The following is a 25,351-nucleotide window of genomic DNA, read 5'->3' on the forward strand; positions in this document are numbered from 1 at the left end:
CCCCGCCACTCTCTCCCGGCCCGCGCCGCGTTCCGCTACGCTCGGGACACCATGGACAAGCGCGCGAGCACCCTCGCCGATCTTCGGGCCCAGGTCGGGGGCGTGCTCCGCGGCAAGGCCGAGGTCGTAGACCAGGTGCTGGTCGCGGCGCTCGCGGGCGGGCACGTGCTGCTCGAGGACGTGCCCGGGGTCGGCAAGACCACCCTCGCGAAGGCCTTCGCCCGCTCGCTCGGCGTGTCGTTCGCGCGGGTTCAGTTCACCCCCGATCTCTTGCCGTCCGACATCCTCGGCTCGCTCGTGCTCGACCGAGACTCCGGCACGTTCGCGTTCCGAAAAGGTCCGATCTTTACTCACGTACTCCTCGCCGACGAGATCAACCGCGCGTCGCCGCGCACGCAGTCCGCGCTGCTCGAGGCGATGAGCGAGGGGCACGTCACCGTGGACGGCGAGACCCACCCGCTGCCGCCGCCGTTCGTGGTGCTCGCCACGCAGAACCCCTCGGACCACCACGGCACCTACCCGCTCCCCGAGGCGCAGCTCGACCGCTTCCTCGTGCGGCTCTCGATGGGGTATCCGAGCCACGCCGAGACGCTCGAGCTGCTCTTCGCGCGGGCCACGGTCGACCCGCTCGACGCCCTCGCGCCCAGGCTCCCCGAGGGCGGCCTCGTGGAGCTGCAGCGCGCGGCGCGAGAGATCCGCGTGGATCGCGCGGTGGCGAGCTACCTCGTGTCGCTGGTCGAGCGCACGCGCGCGCACCCCGACGTCGAGCTCGGCGTCAGCCCGAGAGGGGCCCTTGGCCTCTTCCGCGCGAGCCAGGCGCGCGCGCTGCTCCTCGGGCGAGGCTTCGTGGCGCCCGACGACGTGGCCTCGCTCGCGGTGCCCGTGCTCGCCCACCGCCTGCTCCTCGGACCCGAGGCGAAATACGCGGGGCGACGGGGCGAGGGTGTCATCCGCGCGATCGTGGAGAGCGAGCCGGTGCCTGCGTGAACCTGGAAGTGAGCCCCGCAGGGGCGAACGAAGGCCTATGGCGGGCCCGCGCCGCAGGCGAGGTGTCGCCATGAACCTGGAAGTGAGCCCCGCAGGGGCGAACGAAGGCCTATGGCGGGCCCGCGCCGCAGGCGAGGTGTCGCCATGAAGATCGACTGGGACCGGCTGAACCACGTGTTCATCCCCGTGCCCACGGCCGAGCGGCGGCGCCGGGTGAGGCCCCTCTCGCCGCGCGTCGCCCGGCTGATCGAGCTGCTGTTCTCCGTGACGAGCGTCGGGTGGGCGCTCTTCCTCGTGGGCGCGGTCGTGGGCACCCTGTCGCTGGCCGCGCCTCGCTCACGCCTCGCGTTCGTGTCGGGCACGGCGCTCGGTCTCTTCGCGCTCTCCGTCGCCGCGCGCGGGCGGTTTCGCGTGCGCGAGGGGCGCGCTCGCCTCGAGCAGCCGACCCGCGTCACGGTCGGCGAGGCCATGGAGGTGCGGGTGCTCGTGGACGCGTCGGACCGCGCGAGCGATCTGGCGGTGCGCGGGCCCTTTTTGCCCTATTTCGCGCGCTACGAGGGCGCGCCTCCGGCCCTCGCGGAGGAGCGCGGCACGCGCACCCTCGCGGCCACCGCGCGCGTCCGCTTCCTGAAGCGCGCCGACCTCTTCCTCGGCCCGTTCGCGGTGGCGCGCCGACTGCCGTTCGACGTCGTGAGCGGGCCGCCCATCGAGACCGAGCCCTTCCGCATCAAGGTGGTGCCGCGCCCCGCGCGCGTCTCGCGCCTCGCGCTCGCGCCCTCGCGAGACACGGCCCTCGACGCGCGGCGCGCGACCCGGCGCGCGGGCCTCGCCGACCTCGCCGGCGTTCGCGAGTACCGCCCCGGCGACCGCGTGCGCGACCTCGACGTGCGGACGTGGGCGCGGACGGGCGTGCCCGCGGTGCGCGAGTACCACGACCCCGAGAGGCCCCACGCGCTCCTCCTCCTCGACACGCACGCCGACGACGGGGACGCCTTCGAGGCCGCGGTGTCGCTCACCGCCGGGGTGGCCGAGATCGTCTCGGAGGGCTCGCTCTCGCTCGAGCTGCTCGTGCTCGGTGATGCGCTCCACCCGCTCGGCGCGAGCCGCGGCCGCGAGGTCGTCCCGCGGGTGTCCGACGCGCTCGCGGTCGCCGAGGCGCGCCGCGGGCCGCTCGACGCGCGCCGCCTGCTCGCGCGCATCGCGCCGCACCTCGGCGCCGCGTCGTCGGTGGTGTTCGTGACCACCCGGTGGGATCCCGCCCGCGACGAGGTCGTCCTCGCGCTCACGCGGCGCGGGCTGTTCGTGCGCGCCCTGGTCGTCGCCGACCGGCCAGGTCCGCTCCCCTCGGGCGTGGTGGCGCTGTCGCCCGCGAGGATCGCGCAAGGGGGCCTCGACCTATGAGCGGCGCGATCGCAAGCCCGGCCCGGCTCGCCCTCGCTCGCAGCGCCGGGACGCTCGCGTCCGTGCTGCTCCTCACCACGCTCGTCGACGTGCGCGCGATCGCGCTCGCCCTCCCCTTGGCGCTCACGCTTCGCGTGCAACCTGCACGCATCCCACGCGCCGCCGAGCTCGGACTGTACTTGCTCCTCGTGCTCGGCTTCGGCGCGGGGGTGCGCGCCCTCGGCGAGACGCCCGGCGGCCTCGCGGCGCAGATCGCAGCCGGAGCGCTCGTGGTGACGGCGAGCCGCGCCTTCTTCGTGCCCACCGTGCTCGCCAAGGGAGGCGACGTCACCGCGGTGCTCGTGGCGAGCGCCGCGCTGGCGGTCCAGGGACACCGCGTCGCCGAGCTCGCGCCCTCGCTCGCGGCCGCGCTCGGCCTCGCGACGCTGGGGCGCGATCCCACGTTCGGCGCGGGCCGGCCGCGCGTCGCCTGGGGCTCCGCGGCGGCGCTCATGGTGGGCGCGCTCTGCGTCGGCGGGGCCTCGTCGCGGATCGTGCCCCGCGCGACGTTCGCCGTGGCCCGGCGCTTCGCCATGCGCGCGTACGACCGGCCGCGATCGGGGTTCGACGACGCGCTCACGCTCGGCGACGCCCAGGAGATCCTGGAGTCGGACAAGGTCGTGCTGCGCCTCACCGGCGACGACGTGGAGTACCTCCGAGGCAAGGTCTACCAGTCGTTCGACGGCGCGCAGTGGCTCGGCCTCGCGAGCCACTCGACGCCCGCTGCCCCGTCATTCCCGGCGCCCACCTCGCCCTCGAAGAGCGTGCACGTCGAGGCCACGAGCGGGCACGGCGTGCTCTTCGCGCCGCTGGGGTTCGTCGTTCCAGGCGCTCGAACCCGCGCCGACGGCCTCACGCACGGCCCGAAGCGCACGAGCTGGGACGCCACCAAACCCGCGGGCGACGGCCTCTCGCTCGGCCCGCCGTCGGCCGACGACCTCCAGCTCCCTCGGGCCCACCGGGACGAGCTCCGCGCGCTCGCCGCCGAGTGGACCGTGGGCGCTGCGACGGACGCCGAGCGCCTCGAGGCCCTCGAGACCCATCTCCGAGGCTACCGGTACACCCTGCGGCGCGAGAGGTTCGAGGGGAGCGCGCTCCGCGACTTCCTCTTCGTCCACCGAGCCGGCCACTGCGAGCTGTTCGCGACGGCGTTCGCCCTCCTCGCGCGCGCCTCGGGGATCCCCGCGCGCGTCATCGGCGGCTACCGCGTAGCAGAGGCCGCCACTTCGGGACCGGGCTACGTGGTGCGCGAGCGCCACGCGCACGCGTGGGTCGAGGCGTACAGCGCGACCCCGACGACGCCGGCCGCGTGGCGCACGTGGGACCCCACGCCTCCGAGCGCGTTTCTCCGGCGCCCGTCACCACTCGAGGTGGCGCTGCTCTCGGCGGAGGCGCTGCTCGACGGCCTTGGAAAGCCCAAGGCGCTCGTGGGTGGTGGCGTCCTCGTCGCGGTCGGCGTCGGCGTGTGGCTCGGCGTGCGACGTGCCCGAGCACGACGCGCGCGCCTCGCCGCGCCCGTGGTGCCAATCCACCCCGAGCTCGAGCGGCTCGAGGCCCACCTCGCGACGCGCGGTGTCCAGCGGGACCGCGCCGAGGGACTCTACGCCTTCGCCGAGCGCCTCGAGACCCAGGGCGACGACCTCGCCGCCCGCGCGGTGCGCGCGTGCGCGGCGCTGCGGTATGGCCACGAGGGCACCTCGGAGGAGCTCCGCGCCCTCGTGTCGGCGCGCCTGGCGTCGGACGCGCGAGCCTGAACATTTAGTGCGCACTTGGGCTCCCACGGACGATCTTGCCGCCCTTCACGACCCACGGCTCGAAGGCGCCCTGCACGCGCCCGTTCGGCCCGAGGTCGAGATCTCCCGAGGCCCCCTCGTAGCCTGCGTCTTCGCCTCGCGCGACGGCGCGGAGGAGTCGCCCGAGCTCGGAGGGGCCGTAGCCGCTCTTGCCTTGGCTGATGCGGATCATGGCGTCGCGCAGCTTGGCGGAAGGCGCCGCGAGCCCTTCGGCCTCGATCGCGAGCGCGAGGAGGACCACCGCGTCGAACTGGTGCGCCGCGAAGGGCTCGTCGGGATCGCCTCCGTGGGTGGCGCGGAACTGCCTGCGGAACGCAGAGAGCTCCGCTCGATCCGGCGCCGCGGAGGCGACCGCGACGCCCTCGACGCCCTCCGCGAGCGAGGGGGCGTTCACGTCCTCGACGTCGCCGCGCGCGAACTCGATGAAGTCGCGCGAGGCGAGCGAGTCGCCCGCGAGAAGGCGGAGGCCCTTGCGCTGCGCGGCGGGGATCGACGTGACCACGCGGCCTCCGACCTTCGGCGACACGAGCAAGGCGAGGCAGTCGGCCTTCTCGCGCGCCACCTCCGCGACCAGGTCGTCGTACCGGCGCCGCGGCTCCGGCGGGACGAGGTGGCGCGTCGTCTCGAGCGGCGGCGCGGCGCGCGCCTCGGCCTCGAGCGCCTGCGCGAAGGGCGCTCCGTGCGCGTCGCTCGCCGCCACGATCGCGAGCCGGCGGCAGGGCCGACCGAGCGGCGCCCCCGAGCGCCCCTTCGCGGCGCGCGCGAGCGCGGGCCCCTGGGCGTCGTCGGACGGCGCGAGGCCGACGAAGAGCCCAGGCGCGCGGTCGCTCGGGGCGAGCGACTCGGCCGTGGCCGTCGCCGAGACGGCGAGGACGCCGCGCTCCGCGAGCGCGGGTCCGACCTCGACGGCCTGCGGGCTGAGCAGCGGCCCCAGGACGGCCGGCACGCTCGCCCGCGTCGACGCCTCGAGCGCTCGCGCGCTCAGGAACGCGCCGGAAGCGCCTTGGTCGTCGAGCGTGTCAAGCACGAGGGTACGACCACGTACGCCGCCTTCGCGGTTGATAGCGGCGACGGCCGTACGGGCCGCCCGCTCGAGCTCGCTCCCGCGTCGGCGGTTCGCGCCGGAGAGATCGGTCAAGAGCGCGAGGCGCACGCGTCCTTCTGGGCGGCCGGCGTCGGCGGCGGGCTCCCCCGGGCCCGCGGCGGCGTCACTCGACGCAGTGGGCGCGCGGCTCGGGTCGACCGCGCGCGGTGCGCGGTGCGCGCTCGTGATCGCGATCGTGATCGATGCAAGGAGCAGCGTGAGGGCTGCGACCGCGCCGAGCCGCCACCTTCGGGCGCTCGCGCGCGGCGGGGTCGCGGAGGCTCGGCCACGCTCGTCGCCGTCGGGCTCCGGAGTCGCCGGCGTCGCGGCGCCGAGGGCGGGCTCCGCGCTCGGGGACTCCCCATCAGGGAGCGTCGCGCCGTCGTCGACTGTGGATTCCGCGGGCGCGTTCACCGGCGGAGAGCACGCACGCATCGCCCCTTGGAGCGCCACAAGCCAGGTGTCGACGTCCGCAAAGCGCGCCTCGGGCTCGGGCTCGGTCGCGCGCGCGAACCACGAGTCCACCTCCGCAGGGAGGCTCGGGACGAGCGCCGAAGGGCGCGGTCGCTCCATGCGATACGCCGCGAGGCCGAGCGCCTCGAGCGAGGCGCGGGGGATGGCGGCCGTGCCGGTCATCAGCCGGAAGAGCACAAGCGCGAGTGAGTAGAGATCGCTGCGCGCGTCGACGGGTCTGCCCGCCGCCTGCTCGGGGCTCATCGTCGAGCGTGTCCCGACGACGTCCCCCGCCTGCGTGAGCTGCGTCTCTTCGCCCTCGGCGAACGCCACGCCAAAGTCAAGAATCTTGACAAATGGCGTGGTCCCCATTCCCGCGCAGAGAAAGAGGTTTCCAGGCTTCAGATCGCGGTGCACGAGCCCGGCGTCGTGAGCTCTCTTCAGCCCGCTGCCCACCTGCTCGGCGATCGTGAGGACCTCGCGCGGCTCGAGTCGGCCGCGCGCGTCGAGCTCCACCCCGAGGTCGTGGCCCTCGAGCAGCTCCATGACCAGGTAGGGGCCGAGCTCCGGGGACTCGCCCGCGTCGAGCACGGCGACCACGTGAGGGCTCCGCACCTTGGCGAGCAGCGCGGCCTCGCGCTCGAAGCGTCGGAGCGCCGTGGGGCTCGCGGCGACCATCGAATTGACGAGCTTCACCGCGACGTCGACGCCGAGCGCTTCATGGCGCGCGAGCCATACGGTGCCCATTCCGCCCGCGCCGAGAGGGCGCACCAGGCGCACCTGGGGCGTCACGCGGCTTCCGGGCTCGGCGGACCGCGGCGCCGCGGGCGAGTCGGTGGGCGCGGACGGGCCTACGACGCGCGTCACGTCAGCCGGGTCCCTCTTGGCCCGGGCGGTAGACCTCGAGATCGACCCCGAACTTCGCGATCCACCGGTGCACCTGCACCCGCGTGGTGTTCATTTGGCGGGCGACCTCGCTGAGGTTGCCGCGGTGCTCTTCGAGCAGCGCCAGGAGCGCGCGCTCGCGCTCGTCGGCGGGCACGGGCGGGCGCGGCGCCTGCGGGCTCCTCGGTTTCTCCGCGCTCGGGGGCCTCGCCTCGGGGGCGGCGGTGCGCCCGGAAGTCGCGGGGGCGCGCGCGACGCCGAGGCCCGCGGGGAGGTCGGAGAGGCGCACGACGCCGGCGTCTCCCGCGAGGACGAGCGCGCTCGCGAGCGCCTGCGAGCTCTCGCACGTTGAGCCGCCACTCGTGCGCGCCGAGCGCCCGCGTGGCCTCGGGAGTGAAGCGAACGCGCGACGCGTAGGCCGGCGCGACGCGCGGCAAGAGCTCGGCGATGAGGAGCCCGAGATCCCCCATGCGCTCGCGCAGCGGCGCGAGCCTGTGGGTGTAGCCCGCGAGGCGCATGTGCAGATCCTCCCGGAGGCTCTCGACGGGACGCAGCGTCGCGGCGATCACGCGGACGTCGACCGACACGGGCCGCGTGGAGCCGACGGGGACCACCTCGCGGGTCTCGAGCGCGCGGAGGAGCACGGCCTGCGAGCCAAGGGCGAGCTCGCCGATCTCGTCGAGGAAGAGCGAGCCGCCCGACGCCGCGCGGAAGTAGCCGGGCTCGTCGCGCACGGCGCCGGAGAACGCCCCCTTCACGTGCCCGAAGAGCTGCGCCTCCAGGAGGCTCTGTGTGAGCGCGCCGGAGTTCACCGCCACGAAGGGTCCGCGCGCGCGCGCCGAGAGGGCGTGCGTGGCGCGGGCGAGGACCTCCTTGCCGGTGCCGCTCTCGCCGAGGAGCAGCACCGGGAGCTCCGAGGCCGCGATTTTCGCGAGGCGCCCGAGGTCTTCCGCCACGGGAGGCACGAGCGACGCGAGCCCCTGGCTGCGCCCCGCGAGCGTCGCGCCGAGCGTGGTCTCGTGTGTCGAAAGCGCGCCGCGCGAGAGGAAGAACAGGCAGCTCCCGAGGGAGAACGGCTGGTCGTGCGCGAGGGGACCTTGGATGTGCCGAGCGTCTCCGACGAAGGTGCCGTTCCGTGAGCCGTCGTCGGCGAGCGTCCAGTCGCTCGCGGCGCCGCTTCCGCGCAGCAGCCGCGCGTGGCTCCCCGAGACGCGATCGTCGGGGAGCGAGATCGCGAGCACGTCCCCCGTGCGCCGAGCCTCGAACGCCGCCCCGCGCCCGAGGTGCACCTCGCGGACCCCGGCGAGCGACATGCGGGCGCCGCCCGCGAGCGGACGCTGCCCCTCGAACGCGAGGGTGAGCAGATCCGCGCTCGCGGCCCCTTGCGAGCCCTCACCTGAACCGACCGCCGTGCCCTCCACCGTGTGACCGCCCATGAAGCCAGTAGGCTAATGCACGCCCCTCGAAATCCGAAAGACCATCGGCCGGTGCGCGGGGGGCCGTGTAGGCGTCCAGTCGTCCGGGTCAGAGTCGATGCAGTAGCTCGACTCAGGGCAGCACGGTGCGGCACTTCCCAAGCTCACAGCGCACCGAGATGGTCCCGCCTTCGAGGTCGCTCTTGCCGTCCTCGGAGACCCGGCCGGGAGCGTTCGGGCAGCCGAGCGCGCAGGTCTTCCGCGCGGCTGCCTCGCACGCCTCCGCCGCGGCCAGGCTCGACTTGGAGATCCCGAGCACAGGCTGGGCGCCACAGTAGCAACCCCGGGCGACCATCGCGCAGTCGCTCTCGTCCGTGCAGAGCTTCAGCGCGTCGGTGTACGTCCCCCCGAGGGCGCCGCATACGAGCCCCGCGTCCGAGCGCGCGTCGCTCGCGCTCGCGTCGGCGCTGCCGTCAGCGACGCTGGCGTCCGGAGCCGGGGTCGTGTCTGGGAGACTGGCGTCCACGATCGGACCCGGTCCGTCAGCGGCGCCGTCCGCGCTCGCGTCGGCGACGACGCTCGAGGGGGAGCACGCGACGAAGATGCCAATCGCGGCGAGCGCGAGGAAGGAGACGACAAAGGTGGACCGCATGGCCATGATGGTAGCGTGATCCTCCTGCTCGCGCTCGGCAACGGGGCATGGCAATCCCGCACGTTGCCGATAGCCGACGCGGCTCGCTTCCCTCGCGTGACCTCGGCGGCGTAGCTGAAGATGACCGCCTCCACGTCCTCGAGTGGGAGCGCGGCGGGCTACTGCTCCACGCAGTAGACGGCTGCCGGGTTGAAGCACACCGAGGACGCGTTCACACCGATCGCCTGCGCGTTCACGCGGCCCAGCGTTCCGATTTGGCCCGTCACACCGGTGGACGAGCTGGACCACTGGTCGCAATGGGTCCCGGCGGCCCACTGGTTCGAGCCGACGCCCGTCCACGCGTAGCCCGCGCCGGGGGCGATCGGGTTCGTGAGGTTGGCGGACTGCACGTCGAACACCGCGAGCGCGGTCGTTTGAGCGATGAGGGTGCGCCCGTCTACCTGGTAGTAGCGCGTGTTCGGGCTGAGCACCCAGTCGACCTGCGCGACGGCGTCGCGGTTCACGCCATCGACCAGGAGCGCCTTGTAGGTCGGGCCGGGAGGCACGACGCTCGACCGCATACAGAACGAGTCGGCTCGCGCGACGCCGGTGGCGCCGGTCAAGGCGGGATCGTTCGCGAAATCCCCCGTGTGAAGGCCCGGCGCTGAAGATGATCTTCCCCAGCCTCGGCGCTCGCGGCGTCGCGGAGACGGGCGGGTTGGACGCTGGGCCCTCGGAGCCACCCACGATCGCCGTCACCGTGTACCAATAGGTGGTGCCGTTCGCCGCGGTCGAATCGGTGTAGCGCTCGACCGCGCTCCGGCCGATCTGCACACCTGGCGTCGCGTCCGACAGGGAGCGAAGCACCTTGTAGGTCGCGCCGGCCAGGGGGAGCCAGTCGAGAGCGACAGACGCGTCCCCCGCGATCGCCCTGAGCCCGATGGGCGCTGGGGGCAGCGCTCCCTTCGGCGTGGCGCTGACTTGCGCAGAAGGGGCGCCCTCCACCCCGTCGCGCACGGACGAGACCGCGTACCAATACGGCGTGCCGTTCACGAGCATCGTGTCGATGTGCTGCTCGATCGTGCTCGTCGCGACAAGCGCGCCGACGTTCCCCAGGGTGGTCGACCGATAGATCCGGTACGACGTCCCGGCGTTCGTCGGATTCCACCGGAGGCTCACGGTCGTATCGCCCGCACTGGGCACGAGCCCGGTGGGCGGAGGGACGCCCTCCGAAGGGGAGTCTACGGCCGTGTCTCGCGCGCCCGCGTCGATCGAGGCTTCATTGGAGGAGGCCGCGTCCGTCGCCGGAGTGGGCGCGGGGTCTGTCGTGTCGTCGGGCTCGCTCCCGGCGCACGCCGCGAGCCCGCCAGCGGCCCCGAGCGCGCCGAGCAGCGCGATCATCACGAGCCGATTAGCGCGGAGGATTCTTCGGATCATTCGGAGATATGACACCAATGACTGCGACCGCGGCGGCACTTGATGAAGGATCGTGGGACTCTACTGCTCCACGCAAAAGACGCCCTGCGAGAGACCGCATTGACTGGTCGTGGTCACACCGATCGCCTGCGCGGTCACCCGCCCCAGGACGCCCATGTGGCCCTTCACGCTGGTCGCCGAAGTGGACCAGCCGTTGCAGTGGTTGCCGGCGGCCCACTGGTTCGAGCCGATGCCCGTCCACGCGAAGCTCGTGCCGGGGGAGATCGGGTTCGTGAGGTTGCTGAACTCCACGTCGAAGACGGCGCTCGCGCTCGTTTGGGCGATGAGGGTGAGCCCGTTCGTCTGGTAGTATTTCGTATCCGGCTGAAGCACCCAGTCGACGAGCGCGACCGCGTCGCGGTGTACGCCGTCGACCAGGAGCGCCTTGAAGGTCGTTCCGGGCCGCACGTGGCTCGACTTCATGCACAAAGAGTCGGCTCGCGCGATGCCGTTTGCGCCGGTCAAGCTGGCGTCGTTCGCGAAGTCGCCCGAGTGGGAGCCTGCGTAGAAGATGATCTTCCCGAGCCGCGCCGCGCGAGGGGTCGCGGAGACGGGCGGCGCCGACACAGGGCCCTCCGAGCCCCCGACCACCGCGGACACCGTGTACCAGTACGTGGTGCCGTTCGCGGCGGTCGCGTCGGTGTAGCGCTCGACCGCGCTCGCGCCGACGAGTGTGCCCGGCGTGGTGGCCGAGAGGGAGCGCTGCACGTTGTAGGTCGCGCCTGCCATCGGCGTCCACGCGAGGGCGACGGACGCGTCACCGGCGACCGCGGTGAGCCCGGTGAGCGCCGGGGGCAGCGGGGCCTTCGGCGTGGCGGGGACCTGCGTCGAGGCGGGGCCCTCCGCGCCGTCGCGGACGGCCGTCACGGTGTACCAATACGTCGTGGCGTTCGCGACCGTCGTGTCGACATGCTGCTCGGTCGCGCTCGTCGCGATCATCGCGCCGAGAGTCCCTGACGCGGTGGACCGGTAGACGCGGTACGTCGTCCCCGCGGTCGTGGGGTTCCAACGGAGGCTCACCGTGGCGTCGCCCGCGGTGGCGATGAGCCGCGTTGGCGCGGTCAAGCCGCCGTCCGAAGAGGCCTCCGCCGTCGCGTCTCGCGCGCCGGTATCGCTCGAGCCATTCGAGGCGCTGTCGGAGGAGGCCGCGTCCGCCGGACCCGCGTCCGCGCCGGGCGGCCCGGTCCCCGCGCACGCCGCGAGCCCGGCGGTGGAGCCCAACGCGGCAAGTAGCGCGACGACCGCGAGCCAACTACCCGTGAGGAGCCTTCTGACCATTGGAGCAGGATGACACGGCGCACGGCGCGTGCGTCCGACTTCCACCCGCTCCCTCGTCGGATCATCTCGTGACGCGCCCGCGGCGACCCAGTGCGCGACGACAGCCTTGGTGACCGTCGCCGCGGGCCCGGTGTGGGCGGTTACCGGTACGGTGCCCGCGCTGTCGCAGCGAAGGCCCGCGTCACGCCGCGCTGCGCCGAGCCGCGAGGTCGCCGACGGCGGCGCGGAGCGCAGAGACCGAGGCCGTGCGGAGGTACACCACCCGCGTGCCTGAAGGGCCAGGTCCTTCACGCGGTCGCGCAGCGCGTGCGACACCATGCCGACCACCACGAACACGGCGGCGACGCGCCCGAGGGCGTGGCGGGCGCCGCTCGGCACGCGGGTCTCGAAGTGGCGGAGCGCGAGCCCGCGCTCGGCCACCACCTCGCCGTAGCGCCGGGAGAGCCCCCCGCACCCACCGACGAGAATCACCGTGTCACCCGCTCGCGTATCGTTTGGATGGACCATACGACCTGGCACTGCAAGGAGGGCGCCAGTCGTCAACCCAGGCGAATTCCTCATGGATCGCGAGGTCTCGCGCTATTCCCTGAAGAGTTGTCGCGGAGAGCGCCCTAGGCCGCCACGCGCGCGCCAAGTTGGCAATCGAACCGACGCGCGCCTCCTGGTGCCGTGCGCGGGGAGGTCCTTGGGCGCGGGGGTTCGCCGCGCGCAAGCCTCGCCGCACCTGCGACCGCGCCGGCGCCCAGGACGGCGTGGAGGCCCGCGCAGGTGGTCCTCGCGGCGCGGCACGCTGGTCCTCCACCTGGAGGATAGACGCGCCCTCTTCCGCTGGTAGAAGCTTCCCAAATGCGCAACTTCTGGCTCGTCTCGATGGGATCGATCTTCGTGGGGGCGGTCGTGGCGGCGTGCTCGAGCGCGACCCCGCTGGCAGGCACTGGGAGCGACAGCGGCAGCACGAGCCTCGAGGCGGGCGGGGATGCCGGGTCGACAGCGGTCCTCGCGACGTGCGCGAAGGTCGCCGAGGCGACGTGTGCGCGGTTCGATCGGTGTAGACCCTGGGAGCTCCCGCAGGGGAGCCTGAAGCTCTGCCAGGACAGCGAGGTCGCGTCGTGTTTTCGCGCGAGCACACGTAAGGACACGCGGATCGCGAGCGCGGAGTGCGCGGCAGCGATCCAGGCGCTGGCGTGCGACGCCGAGTGGCCCGCCGCGTGCCGCGGGACTCGAGACAATGGAGCGGAATGCTCCTCGTATGCGCAATGTTCGAGTGGCCGGTGTCCGGGCGTGAGCGAGGGGACGTGCGGCGCATGTGCCAAACCTTCGACCGAGGGGGACTCCTGCTCGGGGGCCGACGGTTGCTCGGGGCTGTTCTATTGCGACCGAAGTAGCGCGGCCTGCGTCGGGTATGCGGGGAAGGGGCAACCCTGCCTCGGTCGTCGGTGCGGGCCGGACCTCACGTGCACGACCGACGACATATGCGTGTCGTCGCCAGGCGAAGGCGAGAGGTGCACCTCGGCCTGCAAAGCAGGCCTCTGGTGCGGTGAATCCAACGTCTGCGAGAAGCTGACGCGGGAAGAGAGCCCGCAGAAGCCGGCAGGCGGCGCCTGCGCACGAGATTCCGAATGCCTGCAGGGTTACACCTGCGCGAGTCAGGTGTGCACTCTCGCGCAGCCCTTTCCCCCTCCCTGCGACTGACGCGAGCGTCGTGGGCCTCTCTTGGCGCGGAGCGGGAGGCGGGAGGCAGGGAGAGACGGCGGAGAGCGCTTCACGGGCGTCGCATGAGGCTTGGACGTCGCCGGCGCGCTCTTGGCGGGGGCGAGCGAGGGTCGTTCCGAGTCTCGGTGTCCGAAGGCGACTGTGTGGGGGTCCTCGCGGCTGCCGCCCTTGAAGCCGCCGCCATGGATCGCGATCGGCGCCGACCGCGGCCGCCGCGCGCGCCAGTTGGCAAACGGACCGACGCCGGGGCCTCGCGCGCTACTCGCAGAGCCACCGCTGGAAGATGCGGTAGCCCTCGTGGACGAGCGACACGGCGCACGACTCGTCGCGCTGATGCGCCTGCGCCGCCTCGCCCGGACCGAAATTGACGGCGGCGAGCCCGAGCTCCGAGAAGCGCGCCACGTCGGTCCACGCTTGCTTCGGCTCGACCGCGCGCACCCCGGCGGCGATGAGCTCGCGGACGAGCGGGTGCGTGGCGCTCGGCATCGCCGACGGGCACACGTCGAGCCACTCGACGCGCGCGCGGCCGGCCACGAGGGCGAGCACGTCGGCCTTCGCCTGCTCCACGGTGCACCCCGGCGCGAACCTGTGGTTCACGTTCAGCACGAACCGGTCGGGCACCACGTTGCGTCCGCGGCCGCCGTCGCGGGCCTGCGTGACCGTGGTCACCGTGCGGTACACGAGGCCGTCGACGCACGACTCGATGGGAGCGCGGGCGGCGAGCTCAACCAGGAACGGCGCGGCCTTCGACACGGCGCTGTCGGCCTCCCACGGCCTCGACGAGTGCCCCGAGCGCCCCTCGAACGTGACCGTCGCGTGGATGCCGCCGTTGCAGCCGAGGTGGAGGCGGTTGTCGGAGGGCTCGAGACAGACCGCGAGATCGACGCCGCGGAGCTCGGGATCGCCCTCGAGCACCGGCCCGAGCTCGTTCTCGGCGTAGGGGCCCTCTTCGCGGGCGTAGAAGACGAGCGACACGTCCACCCGCAGGCGCTCGCGTGCCCGCTCGGCGAGCGCGATCATCACCGCGAGGCCCGCCTTCATGTCGCTAACGCCCGCGCCGAAAATGCGGGCGCCGTCGCCACGCGCGGGGCCGTTCTCGGTGCGCACCGTGTCGGTGTGGCCGCAGAGCGCGACGTGCGGCCGGCCGCCGCGCCGCACGAGGGGCACCACGATGGAGTCGCCCGTGCGCCGGATGGGGCCCGCGAGGGGAAGCCGCGCGAGGCGCTGCGCGATGGCGTCGCAGAGGGCTCGCTCCTCGCCGATGGGCGAGTCGATGCCCACGAGCCAGAGCAGCGTCTCGTCCAGGAGCTCTTCGACCGGCGCCGTGGGCTCGCTCACACCGACACCCCAAAGTCTCGCAACGCGTTGTTTAAGCTAACCTTTTTGTCGGTCGCCTCGCTCCGCTTCCCGATGATCATCGCGCACGGGACGCCGAACTCACCCGCGGGGAAGCGCTTCATGCGCACCCCGGGGATGACCACCGAGCGCGGGGGGATCTTGCCTCGCAGCTCGACGGGCTCGGGCCCGGTGACGTCGAGGATCAGCGTCGACGCCGTGAGCACCACGCCCGCGCCGAGCACCGCCTCGCGCCCCACGACCGTGCCCTCCACCACGATGACGCGCGAGCCGATGAACGCGCCGTCTTCGATGATGACAGGGCGGGCGCCCGGCGGCTCGAGCACGCCGCCGATGCCCACGCCCCCCGCCAAGTGCACGTCGCGCCCGATCTGCGCGCACGAGCCGACGGTCGCCCAAGTGTCCACCATGGATCCCGCGCCCACGCGGGCGCCGATGTTGACGTAGCCCGGCATGACGATGACGCCCGGTTCGCAGAACGCGCCGTAGCGCACCACCCCGGGAGGGACGACGCGCACGCCCGCCGCGTCGAGGCCGCGCTTCAGGGGGATCTTGTCGTGAAACTCGAAGGGCCCGACCTCGAGCTTCTCCATCTTGCGCAGGGCGAAGTAGAGCAAGATCGCCTTCTTCAGCCAGGAGTGGACGGTCCACTCGGCGAGCGGGTCGTTCGGGTCCGCGGGAGGCGACGCGACCCGGTAGAGGCCGGCGTCGAGGCCCGCGAGCGCCTCCAGCACGGCCGCCTCCTGGGGGGTGCCGGGGGCCAGCAGCGCGCGATTCTCGAAGGTTGCCTCGACGAGGGACCGGAGGGTCTCGGTGTCCGACATGACGAGGGAGAGTAGTTCGGGGGCCGCGTTTCGCGAACCTGAAGTGAGCCCCGGAGGGGCGAACGAACGTCGATGGGGAGCCCGAGCTGCAGGCGAGGTCTCGCCATGAACATGCAAGCGAGCCGCAGGCGAGCGGCATGCCTGTGCCAAGCGACCGGAGGGAGCGCGGGATGAACCCCGACGTGCAGGATCCGCGCATGCCGCGGGTGCCGGCTCTCGTCGCAGCGACCTGCGCGGTGCCTCGGGCTTCGCCCGATGCACGTGGACTACGCGGTCGCGGAGGCAGCGTCGAACTGGAAGCTCATTCGACCTGGCGCCGCGTCGAAGCCGAGCCCGGCGGCCAACGCCACGCTCGCGATGACGTCCTGGTAGACGACCTTGGGCGCGGCGACGCGCGGACACATGGGCACGGCGCCGGCGGGGCGCTCGAGGGCGAGCTCGATGCGGGGGCTACCCTCGCCCGCGCCGCTGTCTGAGCGCGCAGCGAGCGACGCCCCAGGGAGCGCCGCGAGGGCACCGCGACAGAGCCACAGCACGACGGTCGCGTCGGCGACGACGCGCACCTCGCTGCCGGGAAGCGCCGCCCACACCCGGCCGGGCGCCTCGACGCCGCAGGGCTCGAGCAGGGCCTCGACGACGTCGCGCAGCGTGAGCTCGGCGCGCCGCCCGGCGGTCGCGCGGGTCCACATTTCGCACGCCTCGACGCACGCCTCGAGGCGGGGGACGTCGCCCGCCAGCGCCCGCTCTAGGCGGAGGCGCGCGCCGGCGGAGTGTCGCGCGCCCGCCGCGGCCGCCTGCTCCACGGCCTCCGCGACCCGATCGATCGACTCGAGGGCGAGGCGCCCCACGTCGCGCGCGGGGTCGTCGCCCGCCTTGTGCTCGAGCATCACGCGAAAGAACGTGGCGAGCCGGGGGAGCCCTTCGCGCAGCTCTGGCAGGAGCTCGACCACGACGGCCTGGCCAACGCGCGGGCTCTTCGCGAGGTGCTCGACGTTCCGGAGCGCGACCAAGACGTCGCGCGCCTCGCTAGGTGCAATATGCACGTGCGGGGACGACGCTCTCTCGCTCACCGGGCCCTCATGGTCACAAGGGGTACCACGTAAGACACGCTCGCCGAGCGAGATCGTGTGATCCAGCTCGGCGAGGCGGCGTGCGCGACGAATCCCTTAGAACGCTTGGCGGTGCCGAGCGCTTCAGGCGACCGGGGCGACCTCGGAGGCGGCGAAGAAGTAGGCGATCTCGATCTTCGCGTTGTCGAGCGAGTCGGACCCGTGCACCGCGTTCTCGCCGATGCTGGCGGCGTAGAGCTTGCGGATGGTGCCGGCCTCGGCCTTCGCCGGATCGGTCGCGCCCATCGCCGCGCGGTACTCGGCGACGGCGTTGTCCTTCTGGAGGACGGCGACCACGACCGGGCCGCGGGTCATGAAGTCGCAGAGCTCGCCGAAGAAGGGGCGCGCCTTGTGCACCGCGTAGAAGCCCTCGGCGACGCTGCGGGCGAGGTGGGTCTTCTTGACCGCGACGAGGTCGAAGCCCTTCGCCTCGAGGTGGGCCAGGATGGCGCCAGCGTGCTTCTTCTCTACGGCGTCCGGCTTGATGATGCAGAGGGTGCGTTCGACGGCCATGGCGTGCTCCAGGGCGGGCGCGCGGGCCCGCGAAAGTGGAAGGGGCGCACCCGCACCAAAAAGGCGCGGGAGCGGGGGCGCTATTAGGGGACGGGTCCGGAAAGCGCAAGCGTTCCGAGCCTCAAGCGCCGAGGGCGAGCCCGTCGCGGACCAGCTCGGAGAAGTCCCGGGCGGAGAGCGCGCCAAAGGTGAGCCCCTCCCCGCGCGCGTCCACGACGGTCGCCGCGCCGGTGGTCTGCGGCGGGGAGTGCGCGAGGTCCGAGATGTCGCAGCCCGGTCTCACCGAGAGCCGCACCGACAGGCGCGCGCCATCCGCGCCGACGGCGTCGCGGAGAAACAGGCCAACCTCTCCGGCGCTCGCGCGGCGAAACCCGCGCGACTCCAGGGTGCCGAGCGCCTTGGGCGCGGAGACGGCGCGCCCCGCCACCCGCTCGAGGGCTGTGGCCCGGCGCTCCTTCGGGGTGGGCGACGCGACCGCGCGGCCGAGCTGCTCGAACGGCTGGAGGATGGCGTAGTCCGCGAACAGGCCCGCCCACGCGGCGCGCTCGTCGCCGGGGAGCTCGACCGGGTGAGCGACACGCACGGTCGCCCCGGCGGGCAGCTCGAGCGACGCGTCGCGCGCGTCCGCGAGCGAGCCGTCCTCCGCGACTCGGAACGTGCGGTCGCCCGAGGGGCCGCGCGCGGACCACACGAGCCGACGCGCGAGGCTCCCCACGAGCGGGTGCGCCACGAGCAGGGTCCGGAAGGCCTCGAGGCCCCACTCGCGCCCGGAGACCATGGCCCGCTCCATCCGTCGTCGCTCGCGGTCGGCGACCGCCTCGAGGTCGGCGCGCAGCGCGTCGAAGCGGGCCTTGGCCGCCTTCACGGCCTCCGAATCGTCCTCCCGCGTCGGCCGCGGCAGCGAGCGCGATCCTGCGTCAGAGCCCGCCGGGCCGCCAGGCGAGCCTTGTGCGCTGCCCACGCGGACGAGGGGGCGGAGAGCCTCGTCGAGCGACACGGTAAAATCGCGGGCGCCATAAGAAAGAGCCAGCGTCCCGTCTGGCGCGAGGCCTAGATCCGGAACGGTGCGATCGCCGAGCTCGCCCTCGGTGAGCCCACGCGCTTCGGCGGCCTCGAGCACCAGAGCGCGCGCGTGCTGCCTCAGCCCGTCGAAGCGGGTCGTCTCCGCGATATGTGCAAGATGCATGAGCGCGCGATCGTCGGCGAGCTGCGCGAGCGCCGAGCAGGCTCGCTTGGCCTTCTCCTGGTGCTTGCGCGCCCACTCCCTGGCGAGGGCGCCGAGGCGGCGGCCGCTCGCTTCGGAGGGGAACAGCGCGGCGGCAAAGAGCATCCACTCGTGCCGACCCGGCGCGTCACCGAGGACCCACTGCTCGACGAGCTCGCCCGCGAAGGCCTCGAGGGCCCCGGGGGCGAAGGACGCGCGGAGCCGCGCGATCCCCGCGTACGGGGGATCCAGAGGGCAGCTCTGCAGGAGCTCGAGCAGCGCGTCGCGGCCGTCGGCGTCGAGCTCCCCACCGCCAGCGAGGGTGAGCGGCGGCAGCTCCGCTTCGCGCAGGAAGGGAGGTCGCTTCGGGGGCTTCGCGCCGATGGCCAGCGGATCGCGCGCGAGGAGCCCAGCCACGAGGTCGCGGCTCTCCGCGTCGTACCGGTCCGAGGCCCCCGCGACCGCGGCGGCGTCGCGATCGGCGAGGAAGCGCAGGGCCGCCTCGGCGTCGCTCCGGGCCTCTCCCTGGGCCCCTAAGGCGTCGGGGATGAGGCCGAGCGCGGCGATCTCCGCGTGCTCCGCGAGCCACGCCAGCGCGACGCGCCGGTACTTCTTGCGGCGAGCGGCCACGCGCGCCATGCGCGGCGCGGCCTCCGGGCTGACGAGGCACATGAACGCCTCGAGGTGCGCGACGCCGTCTTCGTACCCGCCCAGCCAGCGGAGCCAGTCGGTCTTCAGGAAGCCCGGCAGCGCGGCGAGCCCGTGCGCGCGGACGAGCGACAGCGGAGATCCGCGCAGATGCGCGCGGCCCGTGTTCCACGCCGCCAGGCGCTCGTCGTCGGGCACCCTGCGATAGACGAGCTGCCCTCGCTCTCGGATCAGCGCGAAGTCCGCGCACGCGTACTTGCTTGTGCGGATCGCCTCCCAGGTATCGGCGCGCCACGCGGCCAGCTCCTCCGCGCTCATGCCGCGATGAACCGGCTCGACGGGGGCCTCTTCCATCGGAGCGACGCTCGCGAGCTCGAGTCCCCGGACCTCGACGAGCCGCCCCGCCGCCCGGCGGGTCGAAGGTCCGCCACGGGCGATCACGGAGCGAGGGCGGCGTCTCCCCGGCGACGGCGGAGGGCTCTGGCGCCGCGCGGCGCTTCTCCGAGAGCCGACGCACGGCCTGCGCCCCCTTGCCGTCGACGGCGGCGGACGCGAGCTCCGGCGCGTCGCGAAAATACCCGAGAACGATCGGCTGCAAGACCGCGTGCGCCGCGTACGGCGCGAGCGCGGCGGCCGCCTCGGGCGAGCGCACGCAGGCCAGCGCCTGGGCCACCTGCCGCGGCGGCGTCTTGAGGAGCGGACCGTACTTCGGCTTCTTCAACAGCGGCGGGAGCACCTCCGCGCCGAGCGCCACGAGCGCCGACGGGGGCAACGCGACGGCGAGGTCGAGCGCGTAGGTCGCGAAGTCGTGCGGACGCGCGCACGCGGCGCGCACCACCTCCACGTCGCTCGCCGCGGAGAGGAGGAACGAGCAGTCGGGCCCGCCGGCCCGCTGCGACTCGGCGAGGTCGAGGTTCGCCCACGGCTCGTCCGGGAACACGAACGCGAGCGACGCGCGCTCGAGCAGCGAGGCCCCCTCACGGAGCGAGGCCGCGACCGCGACGGCCTCCGCGTACTCGGCCTCCGAGGCCGCGCAGACCGCGTGCCGCACGGGGAGCACCGGCTGCCAGCGCGCACCCCTCGGATCGGGCGGGCCGGCGGTGAGCCACACGGCGGTGGTCCATCCGCCATTGGCGGCCGTGAGGCCGAGGGTGGACGCGCGGTGGAGCACGCGCACGGCGTCGACGAGGCCGCGGAGGGCGGCGATCGCGCCGAGGAACGCGATGCTCCCCGCGGCGCGACGCACGAAGTGCTCGGTCGCGGCGAGCACGTCGATCGTTGCGCTCTGCACGGACTCGACGGAGAGGTCTCCTCGAGGAGGCCGAGCGCGGCCTGGTGCAGCGCCCGGTGCTCGGGCTCCACCTTGCGGGTGCCCGCCCGGAAGATCGCGGCGTGCGGCCTGGCATCGCCCCCGAACGCGCCCTTCACGCAGGCGAGCTCGTGAGCCTTCGCCAGCGCGCGCCGCGCGACCGCCTCGGTCATGGGGTGCGCCGTGCCAGGGAGAGACCGGCGGGGGTGAAGGTGCTTCTTCAGATCGTCGGGGAGGAAGAGCGGCGCCACCATGGGCGAAGAGCTTACCGGGAGGCTCCACGCTGGGGGCGCGTCTTCGCGCTCGTTCGCCTCGTTTCGCCCTCGCGCGGGGCCGATGCGCGTTACGCTCGCCGCCGAGGAGACACCCTTGGCAGCGAAGAGGAAGAACGACGGCGCACCGGGGACGGCACCCCACGCGACGACCCACGCGCAGCGGCCCCCGGCGGAGATCGCCTGCGCGGACGAGCTCGCGCTCTTGCGCGAGCGCGACACGAGCCCAAGGCCCCCCGGGTGGCGCCTGTCACCGAAGGCGGTGCGCACCTTCATCCTCGGGGATCCCGCGCGCGGGATCCGGAAGAAGTTCGTGGGCAATCCGTCGCTCGTCGATCGGGCGATGGTGGCGCTCGCGACCAACCGCGGGCTCATCTTCGTCGGCGAGCCGGGCACCGCCAAGTCGCTGCTCAGCGAGCTCTTGTGCGCGGCGATCTGCGGTCGCTCCACGTTGACCATCCAGGGGAGCGCCGGCACGACCGACGATCAGATCAAGTACTCCTGGAATTACGCGCTGTTACTCGCCGAAGGGCCTACCCCTCGCGCGCTGGTCCCGGCGCCGCTCTACACCGCGATGAAGGAGGGGCTGCTCGTGCGGTTCGAAGAGATCACGCGCTGTCCGCTCGAGATCCAAGACTCGCTCTTGGCCGCGCTCTCCGACCGCGTCCTCGCCATCCCGGAGATGGAAGGGCCCGACGCGATGCTCTTCGCGCGCGAGGGGTTCAACGTCATCGCGACGGCCAACACCCGCGATCTCGGCGTCAACGAGATGAGCGCCGCGCTGAAGCGTCGGCTCAACTTCGAGACCGTCTTCCCCATCCCCGACTTCGCCGTCGAGATGGAGCTCGTGCGCGAGGAGACCCGGCGGCTGCTCGCGCGGTCCGGCGTGCCCACCCTCCCGAGCGCGGAGATCTTGGAGCTGCTGGTCACCACGTTCCGCGAGCTCCGCGCCGGACAGACGGTCGATGGACAGGCGATGGACCGGCTCTCGGTCCCGATGTCGACGGCGGAGGCCGTGAGCGTCGCCCACGCGCTCGGCGTGCGCTCGCACTACGTGTCGGGGGACGAGGCCACCCCCGCCGACCTGGTCGAGTGCCTCGTCGGCGCGGCGCTCAAGACCGACACGGAGGACGTGGCGCGCCTGCGGCGATACTTCGACCAGCGCGTGTCGAAGCGCACGGAGCCCCATTTCCGTGCCTACTACGAGGCGCGCCACCGGCTCCCCGGCTGATCGCAACGCGGCGAAATGCGGTAAGATCCACGGATGTCGGCGCGTCCCGAGGCCAGCGCTACCGAGGAGGCCGCGCGCCGCCGACGCCCCTCCACCGGGGCTTCTTTTCCATCCTCTTCGCGCTGCTGCAGCTCGCGGCGGCGACAGCGACCGCTTACGTGTGCGGACTGTGGGCGACCGCCTACATGGCGTGGGTGTTCCCCGGCCTCGTCGGCCTCGTGGTGACCGGGGCGTTCTTCCTCGCCGCGGTCACCTCGGCGGTGACCTCGTTCGCGGCGAAGGGGCGCGGGAAATGGATCTCCGCGCTGGGACTCGTGCTCGCGGTCTTGGCCTTCGGGGGACTCTACGGCGGGTGCCGCAAGGGCGTTCACGACTTCGAGTGCCAAAACGCCCTCCCGGGCACGGCGAAGTGCGCGGGCTTCTGGTGAGGCCGGCCCGGTGGCCTCCCGATCGCGAGATCGCCTGACTACTCTGTGACGGGCAAGCGGAGACTCCCATGAAGCTCTCGGACGACGATCGGCGACGGTTCGATCAAGGCGGGTTCGTTGTCCTGCGCGGGCTGTTCCGCGAGGCCGAAGTGGCGCCCGTGCGCGACGCGTTCGACCGCCTGTACGACACCTCCCAGACGCTCCGCACGACGGGCGACCACGACGGCGCGTTCTTCGTGCTGGGCGCGCCGCCGGAGGGACCGGTGGTCGTGCAGCGGGTCGTATGGGCGGGCGGCGCCGAGCCCGGGCTGCTCCGGCTCAGCGCGGATCCTCGGCTCGTCGAGCCGGCGCTCGAGCTGCTCGGCACGTCGCGCTGCGAGCAGCTCCTCTGCCAGGCGCACTTCAAGATGCCCAATGACGGGGTCGCCTTCGACTGGCACCAAGACATCCAGCATCGCGACAAGGGCGGAGACACCTGGCGCGACGTCACGGGCCGCGGCTCGTTCGTGCAGACCATCCTGCTCGTCGACGACATGACCGAGGAGAACGGTCCGCTCGAGTTCGTCCCGAGAGAGGCCGTCGAGCTCGACCCCGCGGGTAGGCTCATCCACGGCGAGGGGCCGCGGGTCGATGGGTCGCGCGCCGTCCCCGTCACGGGGCGCGCCGGCGACGTGCTCGTGTTCGGCCCCTACGCCGTGCACGGCAGCCGCCCGAACCACTCTCCCCTCCCCCGACGTGTGCTCATCAATGGCTGCCGGCGCGGCCGCGCCCGGCAGCGACCTGGACGGCGGGCGGTCGAGGACGTCGGCGCGCCGGCGCGCGCCCCGCCAGGACCGCGCCGCTCGGGCCCTGGGCTCCACCCGGAATCGGCGCCACCAGCGCGGCCCGAGGCGCGCCACCGGCGCTCAGGCTAGCGTGGGCCTCCACGTCGTCGGCGTTCGCCACCACAGCCCCGCGTGCGCGCGGGTCGTCCGCGCCGCGATCCGCGCGCTGCGGCCGCGCTTCGTGCTCATCGAGGGCCCGAGCGACATGAACGATCGGCTCGACGAGCTGCTGCTCGCGCACCGCCTGCCCATCGCGCTCTTCACGTACCGGCAAGACCCGGGCGGGCGCTCGCGCAGCTCGTGGGCTCCGTTCTGCGACTACTCGCCCGAGTGGGTCGCGCTCCGCGAGGCGCGCGAGGTCGGCGCGACTCCCCTCTTCATCGACCTCCCCGCTTGCGGGATCCGGCCTTCGACGGCGAGGAGAACCGCTACTCGGACCGGCACGTGCGGGCCTCCGACAGGCTCGGCGAGACCGCGACGACGCTCGGCTTCGAGGACACCGACGCGCTGTGGGACCACCTCTTCGAGCAGCCGCGCGACCTCGCGCTCTTGACCCACGACCTGTCGCGCTACTTCGAGGCGCTGCGCGCCGACGAGGCCCCGCGCGGCGGCGACGGAGAGCGCGAGGCGTTCATGAGCGCCTACGTCGAGTGGGCGCTCGCGGAGGCCGGCGACGGCGACGTGCTGGTCGTGTGCGGAGGCTTCCACGAGCCGGCGCTCCTGCGCACCGCAGCGCACGCGCGCGCGCGCGCGACCGTGCACGCGGGGGCGGGCTCGGCGAGGCCTGTCGCGCCTGTCCCTAGCGAGGCGCGGATTGGCACTTATCTCGTGCCCTTCTCGTTTCGTCGCCTCGACTCCTTCGCGGGCTACGCCTCGGGAATGCCGCAGCCGGCGTTCTACCAAGCCGTGTGGGAGCGCGGCGCCGACGACGCCGCCGAGGCCATGCTGTTCGAGGCCATCCGGCACCTCCGCGCGAAGCGACAGCGGGTCTCGCCGGCCGACGCGATCGCGGCCTCCACGCTCGCGCACGGGCTCCGCGCGCTCCGTGGGCACGCGGCGCTCGCCCGCCTCGACGTGCTCGACGCCCTCGCGGGCGCGCTCGTGAAGGAGGCGCTGAACGGGCCGCTCCCGTGGACACGGCGCGGTCCGCTCTCGCCACGGACCGAGCCGATCCTCGCGGAGATCGTGCACGCGTTCGCGGGCTCCCGCGTAGGCACGCTGGACCCGGCGACCCCGCGTCCGCCGCTGCTCGACGACGCGCTCGCCGAGCTCGAGGCCGCCGGGGTGCAGCTCGCCCGGGTCAGCGCGCGCCTGAAGGTGCGCCTCGACGAGCCGGGAGGCGCGCGGGCGAGCACGACGCTCCACCGGCTGCGCACGCTCGCGATCCCCGGCTTCGTGCTGGTGCGAGGCGCGAACCTCTCGCGGACCGCGACCGATCTGTCGGAGGAGTGGTCGATCGTGCACCTGCTCGAGACCGATCCGGCGCTCATCGAGGCCTCGATCTACGGCGCCACGCTCGAGGGCGCGGCCTCCGCGCGGATCGAGGAGACCGCGCGAGACGCCCCCGACGTGGGGGCCATCGCCGACGCCCTCGCGCTCGCCGCCGCGTGCGGCCTGCGAACGCTCACCGAGCGAGGGCTCGCGGACATCGCCGCCCGCGTGGGCGCGGAGCCGTCGTTCGCGGCCCTTGGGCGCGCGCTTCGCAAGCTGCTCGCCCTCCGTCGCGGAGAGCTCGTCCTCGGGGCCACCGGCCACGCCGAGCTGCCGCGCGTGCTCGAGACCTGCTTCGATCGAGGGCTCTGGCTGTTCGAGGGCACGGCCGGCCCGACGGCGCCGCTCGACCTCGCCCACGTCGACGCCGTGTCGGCGCTGCGAGAGGTCCTGCGCGAGACCGACGACGACGCAGAGGCCCTCACGACCCGCGCGCTCGAGTGCTGCTCGCGGCGCGCCGTCGATCCGGAGGCGCCGCCGGCCCTCCGCGGGGCCGCGCTCGGCGTGCTCTGGTCGATGGCTCCCCACGGCGACGGCGACGCTGTGCACGAAGACCACGCCGCGCGCGCGATCGCGGTGCTCCGCGCCGTCGCACGACCGGCGACCTTCGGCGACTTCCTCGGCGGTCTCTTCGCGCTCGCGCGGGCCGAGGTCGTGCGCGACCGCTCGATCGTCGCGACGATCGACGCCTCGGTCACGGGGTTTCTGCGGGAGGACTTCCTCATCGCGCTGCCGGCCTTGCGCCAGGCCTTCTCGTACTTTCCGCCGCGCGAACGCCTCGCGATCGCCGAGAGCGTGCTCGCGATCGGAGGGCACGCGGGCCACGACCCCATGGCGCTGCTGCGCGCGCCTGTCGACGCGGAGCTCGTTCGTCGCGCCGCCGCGCTCGAGGGCGCGGCCCTCGCGCTCGCCCGGCGCTTCGGCCTGACGGACCCGCTGGACGATCCCGAGCAAGGAGTTACCCCGTGAGCGCCGGCGAGCGCGACG

The 25,351-nt window shown here is 73.5% G+C and carries 19 protein-coding genes and 1 pseudogene; 9 read left to right on the top strand and 11 right to left on the bottom strand.

Translation table 11 applies throughout. The annotated features are described in order from the left end of the window. Positions 1 to 51 precede the first annotated feature (51 nt). The 3 genes from IPQ09_01135 to IPQ09_01145 all read left to right on the top strand — a co-directional run bounded on the left by IPQ09_01135 (position 52) and on the right by IPQ09_01145 (position 4,181). Complete coding sequence (locus tag IPQ09_01135) at positions 52 to 987, top strand: MoxR family ATPase (protein MBL0192823.1); 936 nt, start codon at positions 52 to 54, stop codon at positions 985 to 987. Positions 988 to 1,131: 144 nt separating this feature from the next. Beyond that, positions 1,132 to 2,388, top strand: a complete 1,257-nt coding sequence (locus tag IPQ09_01140) for a DUF58 domain-containing protein (protein MBL0192824.1) — start codon at positions 1,132 to 1,134, stop codon at positions 2,386 to 2,388. Then, positions 2,385 to 4,181 (top strand): DUF3488 domain-containing protein, encoded by a 1,797-nt coding sequence (locus tag IPQ09_01145; protein MBL0192825.1) that lies wholly within the window; start codon positions 2,385 to 2,387, stop codon positions 4,179 to 4,181. Before IPQ09_01140 ends, IPQ09_01145 begins: the two co-directional genes overlap by 4 nt. Before the next feature lie 4 nt (positions 4,182 to 4,185). On the opposite strand, the gene IPQ09_01150 is transcribed toward IPQ09_01145, so the two are convergent. The 4 genes from IPQ09_01150 to IPQ09_01165 form a co-directional block, all read right to left on the bottom strand. Beyond that, on the bottom strand, positions 4,186 to 6,624 hold the full coding sequence (locus IPQ09_01150; GenBank protein ID MBL0192826.1) for an ABC transporter substrate-binding protein: 2,439 nt from the start codon (positions 6,622 to 6,624) through the stop codon (positions 4,186 to 4,188). Continuing rightward, the gene (locus tag IPQ09_01155) at positions 6,621 to 8,078 is read right to left on the bottom strand and encodes a sigma 54-interacting transcriptional regulator (GenBank protein ID MBL0192827.1); all 1,458 of its coding nucleotides are present in this window, start codon (positions 8,076 to 8,078) and stop codon (positions 6,621 to 6,623) included. Before IPQ09_01155 ends, IPQ09_01150 begins: the two co-directional genes overlap by 4 nt. Positions 8,079 to 8,190: 112 nt before the next feature. After that, positions 8,191 to 8,709 (bottom strand): hypothetical protein, encoded by a 519-nt coding sequence (locus IPQ09_01160; GenBank protein ID MBL0192828.1) that lies wholly within the window; start codon positions 8,707 to 8,709, stop codon positions 8,191 to 8,193. A gap of 158 nt (positions 8,710 to 8,867) precedes the next feature. Further along, positions 8,868 to 9,311, bottom strand: a complete 444-nt coding sequence (locus tag IPQ09_01165) for a DUF1554 domain-containing protein (protein ID MBL0192829.1) — start codon at positions 9,309 to 9,311, stop codon at positions 8,868 to 8,870. A 347-nt stretch (positions 9,312 to 9,658) separates the two neighbouring features. Between IPQ09_01165 and IPQ09_01170 the strand changes: the two genes are divergently transcribed. Next, a complete protein-coding gene (locus tag IPQ09_01170; protein ID MBL0192830.1) occupies positions 9,659 to 9,820 on the top strand; it encodes a hypothetical protein in 162 nt (53 codons plus the stop codon). A 365-nt stretch (positions 9,821 to 10,185) separates the two neighbouring features. Here the strand turns inward: IPQ09_01170 and IPQ09_01175 are convergent, their stop codons facing one another. From IPQ09_01175 to IPQ09_01205, 7 genes and pseudogenes are all read right to left on the bottom strand, one after another. After that, entirely contained in the window at positions 10,186 to 11,442 is a 1,257-nt protein-coding gene (locus IPQ09_01175; GenBank protein MBL0192831.1) for a DUF1554 domain-containing protein, read from the bottom strand. 181 nt (positions 11,443 to 11,623) lie between these two features. Further along, positions 11,624 to 11,949 (bottom strand): annotated as a pseudogene (locus IPQ09_01180) (DUF2325 domain-containing protein). 1,464 nt (positions 11,950 to 13,413) lie between these two features. Beyond that, positions 13,414 to 14,493, bottom strand: coding sequence for a succinyl-diaminopimelate desuccinylase (locus IPQ09_01185; GenBank protein ID MBL0192832.1), 1,080 nt, complete (start codon positions 14,491 to 14,493; stop codon positions 13,414 to 13,416). Beyond that, a complete protein-coding gene (locus IPQ09_01190; protein MBL0192833.1) occupies positions 14,490 to 15,335 on the bottom strand; it encodes a 2,3,4,5-tetrahydropyridine-2,6-dicarboxylate N-succinyltransferase in 846 nt (281 codons plus the stop codon). The genes IPQ09_01185 and IPQ09_01190 overlap by 4 nt, the downstream gene beginning before the upstream one ends. A 266-nt stretch (positions 15,336 to 15,601) precedes the next feature. Then, on the bottom strand, positions 15,602 to 16,405 hold the full coding sequence (locus IPQ09_01195; GenBank protein MBL0192834.1) for a hypothetical protein: 804 nt from the start codon (positions 16,403 to 16,405) through the stop codon (positions 15,602 to 15,604). Between the two features lie 123 nt (positions 16,406 to 16,528). Continuing rightward, on the bottom strand, positions 16,529 to 16,957 hold the full coding sequence (gene ndk, locus IPQ09_01200) for a nucleoside-diphosphate kinase (GenBank protein MBL0192835.1): 429 nt from the start codon (positions 16,955 to 16,957) through the stop codon (positions 16,529 to 16,531). A 121-nt stretch (positions 16,958 to 17,078) separates the two neighbouring features. Then, positions 17,079 to 19,163 carry a DUF4132 domain-containing protein gene (locus IPQ09_01205; protein ID MBL0192836.1) on the bottom strand — a complete coding sequence of 695 codons (2,085 nt, stop codon included), beginning with the start codon at positions 19,161 to 19,163 and terminating at the stop codon, positions 17,079 to 17,081. 176 nt (positions 19,164 to 19,339) lie between these two features. Here IPQ09_01205 and IPQ09_01210 point away from each other — a divergent pair, with 176 nt between their 5' ends. The 5 genes from IPQ09_01210 to IPQ09_01230 all read left to right on the top strand — a co-directional run bounded on the left by IPQ09_01210 (position 19,340) and on the right by IPQ09_01230 (position 25,333). Then, positions 19,340 to 19,606, top strand: a complete 267-nt coding sequence (locus IPQ09_01210; protein ID MBL0192837.1) for a hypothetical protein — start codon at positions 19,340 to 19,342, stop codon at positions 19,604 to 19,606. A gap of 848 nt (positions 19,607 to 20,454) precedes the next feature. Further along, a complete protein-coding gene (locus IPQ09_01215) occupies positions 20,455 to 21,621 on the top strand; it encodes an AAA family ATPase (protein MBL0192838.1) in 1,167 nt (388 codons plus the stop codon). Positions 21,622 to 21,779: 158 nt separating this feature from the next. Continuing rightward, the gene (locus IPQ09_01220) at positions 21,780 to 22,049 is read left to right on the top strand and encodes a hypothetical protein (protein ID MBL0192839.1); all 270 of its coding nucleotides are present in this window, start codon (positions 21,780 to 21,782) and stop codon (positions 22,047 to 22,049) included. A 68-nt stretch (positions 22,050 to 22,117) separates the two neighbouring features. Continuing rightward, positions 22,118 to 22,963 (top strand): phytanoyl-CoA dioxygenase family protein, encoded by an 846-nt coding sequence (locus IPQ09_01225; GenBank protein MBL0192840.1) that lies wholly within the window; start codon positions 22,118 to 22,120, stop codon positions 22,961 to 22,963. Positions 22,964 to 23,266: 303 nt separating this feature from the next. Beyond that, entirely contained in the window at positions 23,267 to 25,333 is a 2,067-nt protein-coding gene (locus IPQ09_01230) for a hypothetical protein (protein MBL0192841.1), read from the top strand. The last annotated feature ends 18 nt before the right edge of the window (positions 25,334 to 25,351 follow it).

Source organism: Myxococcales bacterium (assembly GCA_016720545.1).
Lineage (GTDB): Bacteria > Myxococcota_A > Polyangia > Polyangiales > Polyangiaceae > JAAFHV01.